This window comes from Rhizobium sp. SRI_017, from assembly GCF_057586295.1.
This window is the reverse complement of sequence record NZ_JBYCZP010000001.1, coordinates 631,288-645,387: the sequence shown is the minus strand read 5'-3', so window position 1 is coordinate 645,387 and position 14,100 is coordinate 631,288. Positions and strand designations below refer to the sequence as shown.

The window sequence follows — 14,100 nt, the reverse complement described above, 5'->3', positions numbered from 1 at the left end:
GTCATGGCACCGCCCTCCGGCCATGACGGTCTTGTTTTATCCGGCCACCGCTTCTCTTCACAAATGCAAATGGCCGGACGAGCCGGCCATTCGGTATAGGGGACTTCGATTGCGTCTAGAGCAGGCCGACGGTCTTGTAGGCTTCCTCGATGCGACCCTTGCCCCACTTCTTGGTCTGCGACATGTCGCCGCCGAACAGCGAGCGCGTCTTCGCATCGGTTGCGATGTCAACGCCTTCGCCGGCGGCGATCTTGCGGCTTGTCTTGCCGCTCTTGACCTCGACCAGGCCGTGCTCGACGAAGACAGCGAAATTGCCGCGGCTTTTGCCGGTGAAGAACTTCGTGCCGCGCACGCCGATCTGGCCGAATGTGGTGCGGATGGTCAGGTCGATCTTCGGCGTGCCCTCGGGACGGTCGAAGACCATGTCGCCGGAGACGAGCTCAATGATGCCGCCCTGTTCGGCGAGAAAGCTGTCGAGCATGACCTCGGTGTTCGCGCCCATGATGATCTTGGTCTCGGCGCCGAGCAGCATCGAGGCAAAGCTCTTGGAGCCCGTCGCGATCAAGTCGTTGTTGATTAGCGGTGCACCGGTCTTGATGGCCGTCTCGATTTCGTTCTGGGTCTTCATGACCTCGCCCTTGGCGTCGATCACTTCACCGATCTCGTCGGATGCCCAGGCGGGCAGTGCGTGTGACAAGGCAAGCGCGCCGGCAAGACCCAATGCCTCGCGTCGCGTGAAACCTCTATTGATATAGAAAGATTTGATGCCGCTCATAATTTTGAGCCTCCTCGGACCAACGGAAAGACTATTCGACGAAGTGACGTCTATTGCAAGGCGTCTATTCGCGCCCACGGCATGGGCAGTGGCCATAGCATGACGCAATCGCCCGTCCGGGGAAGTTCCGTGGGGAACAGATCAGCGGATCTCGCCCGCCTCCGGCCCCCAGACGTCGGTTACCGCAAAGCCTTCGGCCGTCGGGTCGAACGGGTCGAGCGCAAGCTGTGTGAGTCCGAAAGTCCAGGCGCGGCCGGTGATGGTGGGGATGATCGCAGGCCGACCGGCGATCTCGGTCATGGCCGAGAGGCCGACCTTGAACTCGGTGCCGATGGTCGAGCGCGAGGTGAAGATGTCACCAACTTTGGCACGCCCGCGGGCATGCAGTGTCGCGAGATTGGCGGAGCTGCCGGTGCCGCAGGGCGAACGGTCGACACGGCCCGGCCACATCGTGGTGCAGGTACGCACGGCGCCATCGGGCTCCTCGCCTCGGAACATGACATAGGAGATGCCATTGATCTCGGGGATTTCCGGATGGACGATATTGAGCGTCCTGTTGAGCCCTGCCTTGATCTTCATGCCGGCCTCGACCAGCGCCCGGGCATTGGCCTTGCTGATTGGCGTGTTGATGGCCTCGGCATCGACCAGCGCATAGAAGATGCCGCCATAGCAGATATCGACTTTGATGCGGCCTAGCCCTTCGATATCGACCTCGAGATCGAGCTCCTGCACAAAGGACGGCGGCATGGTCAGCGTCACGCTCTCGCAGTGGCCATCGCGGCAGGTCGCCGTCGCCTTGACGAGGCCGGAGGCAGTATCGAGCATGACGACCGTCTCGGGCTCCCTCATCTCCACCATGCCGGTTTCGAGCAGGGCCGTGGTCACGCAGATCGCGTTCGAGCCGGACATGGCATGCGCCTGATCGGCCTGCAGGATGATGAAGCCAGCATCGGCGCCTTCGCGGCGCGGCGGCACCAGCAGGTTCACGGAGCCTAGCGGACCGGACCGCGGCTCCAGGCAGCAGAAGCGGCGGATCGAATCGTCGACGGTGTTGATATGGTTGAGCTGCTCGGCAATCGTTTTTCCGGGAATGTTTGGCACACCGCCTGTGGCGACGCGGCCGATCTCACCCTCGCAATGAACATCGACGAGTTGCAGCGTGCGTTTCCATCTCATGTCATGAATTCCCTAGAATCGGTCGATGCGGAAAGGTTTGAGGTCCACGGCCGGCGTCCGCCCCATGATCAGGTCGGCCATGACGATGCCCGTAGTGGCGGAATAGGTCAGGCCAAGATGGCCATGGCCGGTCGCGTAGAACAGGCCGCGCGTCTTCGCCGAGGCCGACAGGATTGGGATCGTGTCGGGAAGGGCAGGGCGGTGCCCCATCCATTCTGTGGTGTTCTCGACCTTGAGTGAGGGCACGGCGAATTTGGCGTGCTCGACGAGGATGCGCGCGCGGCGCCAGTTGGGCGCGCGGCGCAGGCCGGCCATTTCCACCGAACCGCCGACCCGGATGCCGCCGGCCGTTGGCGTCACCATGAAGGCGCGCTCCGGCCAGATCAGGGAGTAACGGAGACTCGTGCCGCCCGGTGGCATGATCTGGGTGTGATAGCCGCGTTCGGTCTCAAGCGGAATCGGCTCGTCCATGCTGCGGGAAATATCGGCCGTCTCCATGCCGGCGGCGACCACCACCCTGTCACTCTCGATCCGCCTGCCATCCTTGAGCACGACCGCGGTCACGCCCCTTGCGTCGCGCTCGACGCGGGCGAGATCGCCACGCAGCAGCTCCCCGCCGCGGCTTTGCATATCCACGGCCATACGCGTCACATAGCCGAAGGGATCGGTGATGAAATGGTTATGCGGAAGGAGCACGGCCTTGAGGATTGCCGGATTGAGCAGCGGCTCATGCTCTCGGATCGCGCCGCCGGTCAGGACTTCGTATTTGAGGCCGTAGCGCTCCATCAGATCGAGATTGTCGCGGCCGTCCGCGAAGGCCTTCTCGGTCTCGTAAAGCTGCAGGCACGTTGCCTCGGAGATCAGATCGTGTGCATTCAGCTCCGCAAGCAGTTTCCTGATATCGCCGAGCGACCGGGTGGCGAGGCTCGCACCGGCATCCTCAATCTCGCGGATGCGCTTCGACGTTCCAGCTCCGAGAAAACGAAGGAACCAGGGAATCATCTTCACCGCATAGAGCGGATCGGCCGTGACCGGCGCCTGCGGGTTCATCATCCACAAGGGTAGCTTCTTCCAGGTTGAGGGCCGCGAGGTGGCATCGAATCCGTTGACGGCAATGCTCGCCATATTGCCGTATGACGTGCCGCGACCGGGCTCCTGACGGTCGATGAGAATGACCTTCTCGCCGCGCGCCGCAAGCTCGCGCGCGATCGCCGTCCCGACCAGTCCCGCGCCGATCACGACGACCGGATTTGATACCTGCATCTCAGCCTGCCTTCCTTGCGACCCGGCCACCGAGCAGGTTGGCGAGTCGCCGCATTCGCAATTCCTCGTCCCGGATCGCCGCCACCGCCACGTCGCGGCTGACCAGTTCGAAATGTATTTTCGCACCTGACGGCGCCTGCCCAAGCTTCCAGAGATCGGTTTCGATCACATGCCCGATCTTGGGATAGCCGCCGCATGTATTGGCCTCGGCCAGCTGGATCACCGCGTGGCCTGAGGGCGGCACCTGGATCGTACCCGGCATGATGCCGTGAGAGAGCAATTCAAGCTTCTGCTTCAGTGTGAGTGCCGATCCTTCGAGCCGCATGCCTTGCCTGTTGTTATCCGCCGAGACCATGAATTCCTGGCCGAGAAGCGCCTGCTGCGCTTCGTCGGCAAAGGCCTGAAACTCGGCCCCAGGCATGATCCGGAGTGTGACGGGTTCTCCGCCGGCGATCCCGCCGAGGGAGTCACGGAAATGGAAGGGGTCGATGCTATGGCCGGGGGTGGCGACCGTCTCCCTCTTCTCACCAGCGGGGGTCCGAAGGACGGGTGAGACCGGTGGCTCGCCCCGGTGGTGGCCCGAAGGGTCGGATGAGGGGGTGCGCGAAGCGCCAACGTCGTGCCGGAAGACCCCCTCATCGCCTCGCATTCGCTCGGCACTTCTCCCCGTTGGGGAGAAGAGGGAGTTCGCGTCGTCGCCAATCGCCAACCTGTCGCCCCGCATCAGCGCCCTGCCTTCGAGCCCGCCAAACACGCTCTTGAGATCGGTGGAACGTGAGCGCAAAACCTGCGGCACATCCACACCGCCGCCGATGGCGACATAGGCGCGGGAGCCCTCTGTCGGTGGATCGAGCCGAAGTTCGTCGCCGGCATCGGCCTGTCCCGACCACCAGGGTGGCAAAGGCTGACCGTTCAGGCTGGCGCGGCAGGCCGCGCCGGTGACGGCATAGCGGGCCGCCTCGAGAAAGCGCAGCCGAAACGGGAAGATCGCAACCTCGATCGCCGCCGCGCCCTCGGGATTGCCCAGCAACAGGTTGGCGATCCGGAGTGCAGGCCGATCCATGGCGCCGCCGCGGCCGATGCCCTGGTCGAGATAGCCTGGACGGCCGAGGTCCTGCACCGAATTCATCAGCCCTGACGTCAGGATCTCGATCATGTCAGCCGCTCCGGCACGAAGCGGATGCGGTCACCGGGCCTGAACAAGGCGGGCCGTTCACGCGAGGGATCGAAGAGGTCGAGCGGTGTGCGGCCGAGAATATGCCAGCCCGAGGGCGCGGTGATCGGCATGATGCCGGTCTGAGTGCCGCCGATGATGACGGAGCCCCTCGGCACGCCCTGGCGCGGACTGGAAAGGCGGGGGGCCGCAAGCGAGGGATCAAGTCCCGAGAGATAGACGAAACCCGGCATCGCGCCGACAGCCGCGACAGAATAGAGCGGCGCTGTATGGCGCGCCACGATCTCATCTACGGAGAGCGATTTGGCACGGGCGAAATCGTCGAGATCGACGCCGTCCTGGCCGCCATAATGGACCGGGACATCCACGATCCGGCCGGGCTCTTCGGGGCGATAGGGCGTATCCCACAGGTCGAGCATCGACTGCTCGATCACATAGGCATCGAGTTCGAGCGGATCGAACACGACCATGAGGTTGTTCATGCCCGGAACCGTTTCCTCGACGCCATGGATGAATTTCAGTTCGCGGGCGAGGCGCCAGACCTTTTCCTGGGCGCGTGCATCGAAGCTCCCGCCGGCCGCATCCAGGAGGATAGCGCCGGTGCCTTCATATGACAGCCGTGGTTTGGTTTCCTCGTGCAACATGATGCTTTCCATACGGACGTCGAGACTGATATATCAGTTTGCGAGGCTTGCAAAGGGTCTGACGGAAATTCCCTGGTGAATTGAAGCGACGCCGAAAGCAGATTAGAGAGTGGATCGCAGCGAGGTGCAAGCATGGCTCTGACAGTCGATCTCAATTCCGACATGGGTGAGGGTTTCGGCCCCTGGAAGATGGGGGATGACGCGGCGATGCTCGGCATCGTCACCTCGGCCAATGTTGCCTGCGGCATGCATGCCGGCGATCCCGAGGTGATGGCGACGACGTTCGCCAAGGCAAAGGAAAACGGCGTCTCGGTCGGCGCCCATCCCGGCTATCCCGATCTCTTCGGCTTCGGTCGCCGCAACATGCCCTATACGATGGGCGAGACCGAGCGGCTGATCGCCTACCAGATCGGCGCGGCTGAGGCGATGGCCGCTTATTCCGGCCACAAGCTGACCCATGTGAAGCTGCATGGCGCGCTCGGAAATCTCAGTCAGCAGAATCGCGATATCGCACTCGCTGCTCTGCGGGCGGTGAAGGCGGTCAATCCCGATCTCGTCTGCCTCACCATCGCGCTTGGTGAGATGGACCGGCTGGCGGGCGAGATGGGCCTCGAATTCCGCTCGGAGATCTTTGCCGACCGCGCCTATACCGAGGAGGGCTTCCTCGTCGACCGCAAGCTGCCGGGCGCGGTGCTGCATGATCCGAGGGAAATCGCCGAACGCATTCTCGCCATGCTGAACGAAGGCGCGATCCGGACCATATCGGGCAAATGGCTGAAGACACCGATCCATTCGATCTGCGTCCATTCCGATACGCCGTCGGCCGTCGAAATCGCCCGTTCGCTGCGTGCTTCGCTCGAGGCCCAGGGCGTCGCCGTAAAACCCTTCGCGGGAGCCTGACCCTCATGGATCTTGACCTGATTGAGAGGTTGATGCGGATGCTGGAGCAATCCGGCCTCCAGGAGCTGGATGTCAATGACGGCGGCACGCGCATCCGGATCGCCAAGAAGCGGACGCTGGGTCTCGACGATCGCGACGCGAGCCGCGAGCCCGATATAGCTCCATCGCCCGAGCCTCTGCCGCAGGGGCCGCATCGCGTGCTCTCCGGGATGACGGGCACCTTCTATCGCTCCTCGGCGCCAGGCGTCGCACCCTATGTCACGGAAGGCAGCGAGGTCGCGGATGGCCAGCGCCTGGCTCTGATTGAGGCGATGAAGACCTTCAATCCGGTTGAATGCGATATCGCCGGCACCGTTCTTCGCATCCTGGTCGAAGATGGACAGTCTGTGTCGCCGGGCATGCCGCTTTTCGAGATCGACGCGCCATGAACGAGGCCCTGCGCGGAAAAATCCTGGATCTCATGAACCGGCATGGCATCGGCTATTTCGCCTACGAGGGGTCGGACGGAGTCCTCACATTGGATGCAGATCTGCCGGAACAGGAGCATCCGCCCATCCTTGCCCGCATGGCGGGCATATTCCTCTGGCGTCACCCGGCAGACCGCGGCGCCGCCGTCTGGCCGCGCCGCGTGCGCGAGAACGAGGTGATCGGCTGGCTCAAGATCGGAGCCTTGCTGGAGCCGGTGAGCGCTGACAAAGACGCCCTGATCCGCCGACCGAAGCTGGTTGATGGAGCGCTTGCCGGTTACGGCGATCGGCTGTTCTGAAAAAGTTGAAGAAATTTTCTGCATCCTGTCGGATCCCGTGAACGTTCCTCGTCGTGTTGTCAGGAAGGCAGAGAGCCTCCGAGAAACCAAGAGGAGACGACAATGCGCGTAATGGTATTCGTGAAGGCGACCGAGGACAGCGAAGCGGGCGTTATGCCCACGACCGAACTCTTCGAGGCCATGGGCAAATTCAATGAAGAACTGGTCAATGCCGGCATCATGATGGAAGGCGACGGCCTCAAGCCGTCGTCGCAGGGCAAGCGCGTTGCCTTCGATGGGCCGAATCGGACGGTGATCGACGGGCCTTTCGCCGAGACCCGGGAATTGGTCGCCGGTTATTGGATCTGGGAAGTCAAGGACATGGCCGAGGCCGTGGAATGGGTCAAGCGGTGCCCCAATCCCATGTTCGGCCCGAGCGAGATCGAGATCCGCCCGTTCTACGAAATGGCAGATTTCGGCGAAGTCCTGACGCCGGAGATCGTTGAGAATGTCGAGAAGCTCCGCGAGAAAGCCAAAAACCGTTGAACGTTTCTCTCCAGGTTGACATCTGGCGGAAGCCGTTCCTAATTCGGCGGCATGACCGCCGATGAAATCCACCGCACGATCGAAACCGTGTTCCGCATGGAGCGGGCGAAGCTGATAGCCGGCCTCGCCCGTATGGTGCGCGACGTCAGCCAGGCGGAAGAACTGGCGCAGGACGCGTTGGTTGTCGCCCTCTCGGACTGGCCGAAGAACGGTGTGCCGCGCAATCCCGGCGCCTGGCTGATGGCCGCCGCCAAACGGCGCGCCATCGACGGCTTTCGCCGCAACAAGATGCTGAAGCGCAAGCATGAGGAACTCGGACGCGACCTGGACGATCAACGCGACAACAGCATCGAGGAATTCGAGGCTGCCATGGACGATGATCTGGGCGACGAACTGCTGGGCCTGATCTTCACGGCCTGCCACCCGATCCTGACCCGAGAGGCGCGTGCGGCACTGACGCTGCGCCTGATCGGCGGGCTGACGATGGACGAGATCGCACGGGCGTTTCTTTCCAACGAGGCGACGATCTCGCAGCGCATCCTCCGCGCCAAGAAGAAGATCGCCGAGGCGGGCCTCACCTTCGAGGTGCCGCGAGGGCCCGATCGCGCCGAGCGCCTCGCCTCGGTGCTGGAGGTCATCTACCTGATCTTCAACGAAGGCTATTCGGCCACCGCCGGTGACGACCTGATCCGGCCCTCGCTCTGTGCCGAGGCGCAGCGATTGGGCCGCATCCTTGCCGGCCTCGCAAAAGAAGAACCCGAAGTCTTCGGCCTGCTGTCGCTCATGGAGATCCAGGCTTCGCGGCTGCACGCCCGCACGGCGCCGGATGGCGCGGCGATCTCGCTCAATGAACAGAACCGCGCCCGTTGGGACCAACTCCTGATCCGCCGTGGCCTCCAGGCTCTGGAGATCGCCATTGCCCTCGGCGGCGCCGATGGCCCCTACGCACTCCAGGCCGCGCTTGCTGCCTGCCACGCTCGCGCCCGGCGGATGGAGGATACGGACTGGGAACGCATCTCCGCGATCTATGATCGTCTAAGCGAGGTCATGCCGTCACCGGTGGTCGACCTCAACCGTGCCGTGGCGCATGGCATGGCCTATGGGCCGGATGCCGCGCTGGAATTGATCGAAGAGATCGAGGCCGAAGGGCTCTTAGAAAACTACGCGCCGCTTCCGGCCGCGCGGGCGGACACCTTGTTCCGGGCGGGACGGGTGATCGAGGCACGTTCCTATTTCGAGCGGGCAGCGGCGATGACGCGGAACAGCCGGGAGCGCGATTTTCTGCTGAAGCGGGCGGAGGCGTGCGGACCCTGAGCTCCTAGCCCCTATCGTCCACTCCGCCGTCCGTCGACGTATCCACCTGTTCCGTTTCCTCACGCTTGATCCGCTTCAGCGCCGTCTTGCTGCGACTGATCCGCACTTTCTTGATCCGCCGCGGATCGGCATCGAGCACATGGAATTCAAACCCCGGCACCGCCTGCACCACTTCGCCCCGCGCCGGAATCCGGCCGAGTTCGGCATAGATCAGGCCGCCCAGGGTATCGACTTCGTTGAGTTGTCCAGACACGTCGAAATCCGGGCCGATGGCTGCGGCGAGTTCTTCGAGTTCGGCGCGTGCATCGGCGATGAACGAGTCGTCCGATTGGCGGGAGAACATCGTTTCTTCGTCGTCATGCTCGTCCTCGATGTCGCCGACCAACATCTCGACAATGTCTTCTAGCGAGGCGAGGCCGTCGGTGCCGCCATATTCGTCGATAACAAGCGCCATCTGGATGCGCTCGGCCTGCATCTTCACCATCAGTTCTGAGGCGAGCATGGAGGGCGGCACGAACAGGACCGGGCGGATGATACCGGCCTCGGCGATCGTCGTGTCGGCATTGACTCGGGCGAGGTCGAAGGGTTTTGAACGCGTCTTGGGCGCCACGGTCCCGTCGGGCAGCGGCAGCGCGGCGGGTTTGCCCTGCGCGCGGCGCTTGTTGCGGCTTTCCTTGATCATGTAGCCGAGCAGATCGCGGATATGCACCATGCCCTTGGGATCGTCGAGCGTCTCGCGATAGACCGGCATGCGCGAGCGGCCGGTCTCGTTCATCATCATCATGATTTCGCCGATCGAGGTGTCCTGGTCGACCGCCTCGATCTCGGCGCGTGGCACCATCACGTCCTCGACGCGCACTTCGCGGAAGCGCAGGATGTTCTTGAGCATTGCGCGCTCGACCGGCGAGAAGCCGATCGCGGCGCCTTCTTCCGTCGCGAGCACGTCGGCGAGGTCGTCGCGCAGGCTCGATGCATTTTGCGGCCGGAGAATTCGGGCCACCTTTGCCCAGATCGATTGTCTGGGCGCGGTGGTACTGTCACCTTTGGTGGAGGAACTGCCATCATCACCCCGCTGGGCGGATGGCTCGATTGCCGCGTCATGCGACCGTGTGGAATATTCGCTCATTGCCTCGACTGTCGTTGTGGTCATTCCCGGTAGGGATCGGCAAGGCCCAACTCCGCCAAAATGCGCGTTTCGAGGCCTTCCATGACCGCGGCTTCCTCTTCCGTCATGTGGTCGTAACCGAACAGATGCAGGAAGCCGTGCACCAGCAGATGGGTCAGATGATCATCGAAGGCAATACCGAGGTCAAGGGCCTCGCGGCGCAATGTCTCCTCGGCGAGCACGATGTCGCCCAGCATGGGCCCCGGCTGACCACCGGGCAGAAGAGGAAAAGCGGGGAAAGACAAAACGTTGGTCGCCTTGTCCTGGCCCCGCCAAGCCTCGTTGACGGTCCTTATATCGTCATCGCCGGTGAAGACCAGTGAAATCTCGACCGGTGCGTCGGGGAAGGGTTGGCTTTCCCTGGCCACCAGATGCCCCGCCGTGTGTTCCAGCACGTGGCGTGCAAAGACTTCCAACGTTTGCTCGTCCGGCCAGCCGGGCGCCTCCACGCTGAGCTGGATATCCAGCCTCCTTACCGAAGCGGCCATTACAGGCCCGTCTGGGACGCGATCGTCTTCTGGGCGCCTTCGGCTTCATAGGCCCGCACGATGCGGGCGACCATCGGATGGCGCACGACATCGACGTCCCTGAACCTGACCACCGAAACACCCTCGACCCCGTCGAGGATCTCGAGCGCATCGACCAGGCCGGATTTCACGCCGCGCGGAAGGTCGATCTGGCTCGGGTCACCGGTCACGATCATGCGGCCGTTCTCGCCCAGGCGGGTGAGGAACATCTTCATCTGCATGGTCGTGGTGTTCTGCGCCTCGTCGAGAATGACGGCGGCATTGGCGAGCGTGCGGCCGCGCATGAAGGCAAGCGGCGCGATTTCGATGACGCCGGCGGTGATGGCACGTTCGACCTTGTCGCCCGGCATCATGTCATAGAGCGCGTCATAAAGCGGACGGAGATAGGGATCGACCTTTTCCTTCATGTCGCCGGGCAGAAAGCCGAGGCGCTCGCCGGCTTCAACAGCTGGCCGCGACAGGACAATGCGATCGACAGCTCCGCGTTCGAGCAGTTGCGCAGCATGCGCTACGGCGAGATAGGTCTTGCCGGTACCGGCAGGGCCGACGCCGAAGACGAGCTCGGAGCGCTCCAGCGCCCGCATATAGACATCCTGCGTCGGCGTGCGGGCATGGATCGTCTTCTTGCGGGTCGAGATCTGGCCCATGGTCAGCTTGGCCTTTTTCTCGAGCGCCGGGAAGACGAGCTGGTCATCGGCCGCCTGGGCCATGCGGATCGCACCCTCGACGTCGGAGGCTTCGATCGGCGAGCCTTTCTGCAGGCGGTCATAGAGATAATCCAGCGTGCGGCGGGCGAGATTGGTGGCGTTGAGTTCGCCCGAGATCGCAACCGTGTTTCCGCGGGCGCGCGCCTCGACCTTGAGCTTATCCTCGATAAGCTTGAGGTTCTGGTCGAACTGGCCGAAAAGCTCACTCGCGAGACGGTTGTTTTCGAAGGTCAGAACAAAGTGATTGGCGTCTGTCCGGCTGGGCTGGCGCTCTTTGGTGGACACCGCTTCTGGTCTGTTCAAACGGTCCTTCTCCTGTCTGTCGCCCGGCTCACCCATCATGCCAGTTCAGCGTGAAGACTGTTCGTGCCGGCCTTGGTGATTCTCACCTTCATAATGTCACCAATTTCGAGATTGTCATCGGCTTTCATTTCGATGATCACAGGCAATAGCCAGGGCGAACGGCCCACCATCTGGTGTTCGAAACGGCCCGGCTTCTCGACGAGGACCTCGAAAGAGCGATCCGCCATGGACTGCTGGAAAGCCGTCTGCTGGCTGAAAAGCAGCGCCTGCAGCCTTTCGAGCCGCTCCGCCTTAACCTCCTCCGGAACATGGTCGGACATGTCGGCGCCAGGGGTGCCGGGACGCGGCGAATACTTGAACGAATAAGCCTGTGCATAACCCACTGTTTCAACCAGCCGCATCGTGTCGTCGAAATCGGCGTCGGTCTCGCCGGGGAAGCCGGTGATGAAGTCGCCCGAAAGCGCCATATCCGGCCTGACCGATCGGATGCGCTCGATCAGCGCGACATAGTCGGCGGCGGTATGCCTGCGGTTCATTGCCTTGAGGATGCGATCCGACCCCGACTGCACCGGAAGATGCAGATAGGGCATCAATTTCGGCAGGTCGCGATGGGCCTCGATCAGCCGGTCGTCCATGTCGCGCGGATGGCTGGTCGTGTAGCGCAGACGCTTGATGCCGTCGATATCAGCAAGACGATACAGCAGCTCGCCCAGGCCCCAGGACGACCCGTCGGGCCCGTGCCCGTGCCAGGCATTGACGTTTTGGCCGAGCAGCGTGATTTCCTTGACGCCGGCCTCGACCAGCTTTTCGGCCTCCATCAGGATCTGCGAGAGCGGACGGGACACTTCGGAGCCACGCGTATAGGGCACGACGCAGAAGCTGCAGAACTTGTCGCAGCCTTCCTGAACGGTGAGAAACGCGGTGACGCCGCGCGAAATGGTCTTCTCGCGATTGATTTGCGGCAGGTATTCGAACTTGTCCTCGACCGCATAGTCGGTCTCGACGACCTTCTGGCCCGAGCGAACGCGATCGAGCGCTTCGGGCAGGCGGTGATACGTCGTCGGGCCGATCACGAGATCGACCACAGGCGCGCGGCGGATGATCTCGCTACCCTCGGCCTGCGCGACGCAGCCGGCGACGCCGACCATCAGTTCGCGGCCGTCCTTGGCACGCTGGCGTTTCATCTTCTGCAAGCGCCCGAGCTGCGAATAGACCTTCTCGGCAGCCTTCTCGCGGATATGGCAAGTGTTGATCAGCACGAGGTCGGCGTCTTCGACGGTGTCGGTCGGCTGATAGCCGCTCTCACCCAGCGAATCCGTCATCCGCTGGCTGTCATAGACATTCATCTGGCAGCCATAGGTCTTGACGAAGACCTTCTTGCTGTTGGCAAGCGGCTCTAGATCCTTGTTCTCTCGGTGCTCGTTCATGCGGGCTCTTTAGAGCATGTGAACCCGCGTTTGAAGCGGTTATTTCTCGGCGTTGCCGATGTTGGCGAGAAAGTCCTGCAGCACAATGTCTTTGCAATTGGCCACGGCCCGGTTTGCGGCGTCGAGGGCGGCGGCCTCGTTACCGAGGTTGCGCTGGATCTGAAATTCCAGTTTGTAGGCACCGACGGCCTGCGGCTTCAGAACTTCCAGTCGTTTGGCGAGTGGCAGCGCATCTTCCCAGCGGCCGAGTGCGATGTAGAGGCCGCAGGCCGACTTGACGAACGTGTGCATGGAGACCTCGGCCGCCTTAGGGCCCAAGGCATCCAGCGCATTCACCGCGTCATCCAGCCGGCCTTCCTGCACCGCGAGCTCGAAGGCCAGCACATGGTCCATGCTTGCGAGCGGGCGTCCCAGCGCCGCTGCGGCGAAGCGCGATGCGATCGTGCCGACAAATTCGTCGGCCACATGCCGGAGATCCTGATTCCAGATCGATTCATCCTTCGAGAGCATGACGCGCTCGTAGCTCGGCACATAGAAGACGTCTTCGTGGCGGTCACAGATCACCCCAACGACCGCGCGGAGCGTGGACTTGCTGTAGGTGTTGGCAATAAGAACATCCTGGCCGGTCATGGTCCGGTGCAGCGGCACCGGCGAGACGGTCAACGCGATCTGTCGCGTGCCGTTGTCCTTCAGGATTCGGATCGTCTTATCCAGCATCTCGAAGCACTGGAAAAAATCCATCACCCCGAAGGTGAAACGATCGGGCTCAAGCTTCGCCTGCCGCGGCCCGGGCGCGCGCTGGATATAGTGGCCGGTCTTGGTATCGAACCAGGTTTCCGTGAGGCCCGGTGTGAGCACGGCGAGGTCGCAGTCGAAGATCTGCACGTGGATATCGTAGATATGTTGCCGACGCTCGATGGCGCGCTCCCGCGAAACCGCCACTGTTGTCGATAACTGCATGTCGATGAAACGGTCGTCTTTGACCTCCATCAGCATATGGCCGATATTATCCCAGCTGACGATACCGCCCTCGGCCTTTACCTTTGCCAGCCACTCGACCTCGGTGGCGATCGAAGCCAGCGTATACTTGTTGAGGATACCCTGGATGCGCGCGGCACCCTGGCCGAATTCCTCGATAGGCGCCGAGTAACCCATCAGCGGAACATCGAACCCTTCGGCCTCGAAATATTCTTCGATATTGCGGGCAAAGCAACTGCCCATGGTGACGACTTTTGCGCCCGGCTTCAGCTTGACGCCGGAATCGAAGGAGGGGTTGGCGATGGGTTCGAGCCGGGCGCTGTTTTCGCGTTCCGGCCATTCCGCATAGGGGTTGCCGCGGCTTCGATCGAGCGCCTCGCGATAGGACGTCATACGGTGAACGGTCATCTTTGCCCCCTCATGCTGATTAGTCTACTTATTCCATAGACTAAGTCG

The 14,100-nt window shown here is 62.6% G+C and carries 15 protein-coding genes; 5 read left to right on the top strand and 10 right to left on the bottom strand.

What is annotated here, in order from left to right; translation table 11 throughout:
• Positions 1-115: 115 nt before the first annotated feature.
• The 5 genes from AC2YI2_RS03160 to pxpB all read right to left on the bottom strand — a co-directional run bounded on the left by AC2YI2_RS03160 (position 116) and on the right by pxpB (position 5,032).
• Entirely contained in the window at positions 116-775 is a 660-nt protein-coding gene (locus AC2YI2_RS03160; protein WP_487384960.1) for a FecR family protein, read from the bottom strand.
• 141 nt (positions 776-916) lie between these two features.
• Complete coding sequence (locus tag AC2YI2_RS03155) at positions 917-1,951, bottom strand: proline racemase family protein (RefSeq protein WP_487384959.1); 1,035 nt, start codon at positions 1,949-1,951, stop codon at positions 917-919.
• A gap of 12 nt (positions 1,952-1,963) precedes the next feature.
• Positions 1,964-3,214 (bottom strand): NAD(P)/FAD-dependent oxidoreductase, encoded by a 1,251-nt coding sequence (locus AC2YI2_RS03150; protein ID WP_487384958.1) that lies wholly within the window; start codon positions 3,212-3,214, stop codon positions 1,964-1,966.
• Between the two features lies 1 nt (position 3,215).
• On the bottom strand, positions 3,216-4,370 hold the full coding sequence (locus tag AC2YI2_RS03145) for a 5-oxoprolinase subunit C family protein (RefSeq protein WP_487384957.1): 1,155 nt from the start codon (positions 4,368-4,370) through the stop codon (positions 3,216-3,218).
• Positions 4,367-5,032, bottom strand: coding sequence for a 5-oxoprolinase subunit PxpB (pxpB, locus tag AC2YI2_RS03140; protein WP_487384956.1), 666 nt, complete (start codon positions 5,030-5,032; stop codon positions 4,367-4,369). The genes AC2YI2_RS03145 and pxpB overlap by 4 nt, the downstream gene beginning before the upstream one ends.
• 132 nt (positions 5,033-5,164) lie before the next feature.
• On the opposite strand from pxpB, the gene AC2YI2_RS03135 reads away from it, so the two are divergent.
• The 5 genes from AC2YI2_RS03135 to AC2YI2_RS03115 all read left to right on the top strand — a co-directional run bounded on the left by AC2YI2_RS03135 (position 5,165) and on the right by AC2YI2_RS03115 (position 8,537).
• On the top strand, positions 5,165-5,932 hold the full coding sequence (locus tag AC2YI2_RS03135) for a LamB/YcsF family protein (RefSeq protein ID WP_487384955.1): 768 nt from the start codon (positions 5,165-5,167) through the stop codon (positions 5,930-5,932).
• A gap of 5 nt (positions 5,933-5,937) precedes the next feature.
• Positions 5,938-6,360, top strand: a complete 423-nt coding sequence (locus AC2YI2_RS03130; RefSeq protein WP_487384954.1) for an acetyl-CoA carboxylase biotin carboxyl carrier protein — start codon at positions 5,938-5,940, stop codon at positions 6,358-6,360.
• Positions 6,357-6,698, top strand: a complete 342-nt coding sequence (locus tag AC2YI2_RS03125; protein ID WP_487384953.1) for a hypothetical protein — start codon at positions 6,357-6,359, stop codon at positions 6,696-6,698. The genes AC2YI2_RS03130 and AC2YI2_RS03125 overlap by 4 nt, the downstream gene beginning before the upstream one ends.
• A gap of 102 nt (positions 6,699-6,800) precedes the next feature.
• Complete coding sequence (locus AC2YI2_RS03120; RefSeq protein WP_487384952.1) at positions 6,801-7,223, top strand: YciI family protein; 423 nt, start codon at positions 6,801-6,803, stop codon at positions 7,221-7,223.
• Between the two features lie 51 nt (positions 7,224-7,274).
• Entirely contained in the window at positions 7,275-8,537 is a 1,263-nt protein-coding gene (locus AC2YI2_RS03115) for an RNA polymerase sigma factor (protein WP_487384951.1), read from the top strand.
• 4 nt (positions 8,538-8,541) lie between these two features.
• On the opposite strand, the gene AC2YI2_RS03110 is transcribed toward AC2YI2_RS03115, so the two are convergent.
• From AC2YI2_RS03110 to AC2YI2_RS03090, 5 genes are read right to left on the bottom strand one after another with little or no spacing between them, the layout of a single operon-like run.
• A complete protein-coding gene (locus AC2YI2_RS03110; protein WP_487385283.1) occupies positions 8,542-9,663 on the bottom strand; it encodes a hemolysin family protein in 1,122 nt (373 codons plus the stop codon).
• A gap of 20 nt (positions 9,664-9,683) precedes the next feature.
• The gene (ybeY, locus tag AC2YI2_RS03105) at positions 9,684-10,190 is read right to left on the bottom strand and encodes an rRNA maturation RNase YbeY (RefSeq protein ID WP_487384950.1); all 507 of its coding nucleotides are present in this window, start codon (positions 10,188-10,190) and stop codon (positions 9,684-9,686) included.
• Positions 10,190-11,239 (bottom strand): PhoH family protein, encoded by a 1,050-nt coding sequence (locus AC2YI2_RS03100; protein ID WP_487384949.1) that lies wholly within the window; start codon positions 11,237-11,239, stop codon positions 10,190-10,192. The genes ybeY and AC2YI2_RS03100 overlap by 1 nt, the downstream gene beginning before the upstream one ends.
• A gap of 35 nt (positions 11,240-11,274) precedes the next feature.
• Positions 11,275-12,666 (bottom strand): tRNA (N6-isopentenyl adenosine(37)-C2)-methylthiotransferase MiaB, encoded by a 1,392-nt coding sequence (gene miaB / locus AC2YI2_RS03095; protein ID WP_487384948.1) that lies wholly within the window; start codon positions 12,664-12,666, stop codon positions 11,275-11,277.
• Positions 12,667-12,705: 39 nt separating this feature from the next.
• Positions 12,706-14,052, bottom strand: a complete 1,347-nt coding sequence (locus tag AC2YI2_RS03090) for a GSCFA domain-containing protein (RefSeq protein ID WP_487384947.1) — start codon at positions 14,050-14,052, stop codon at positions 12,706-12,708.
• Positions 14,053-14,100 lie beyond the last annotated feature (48 nt).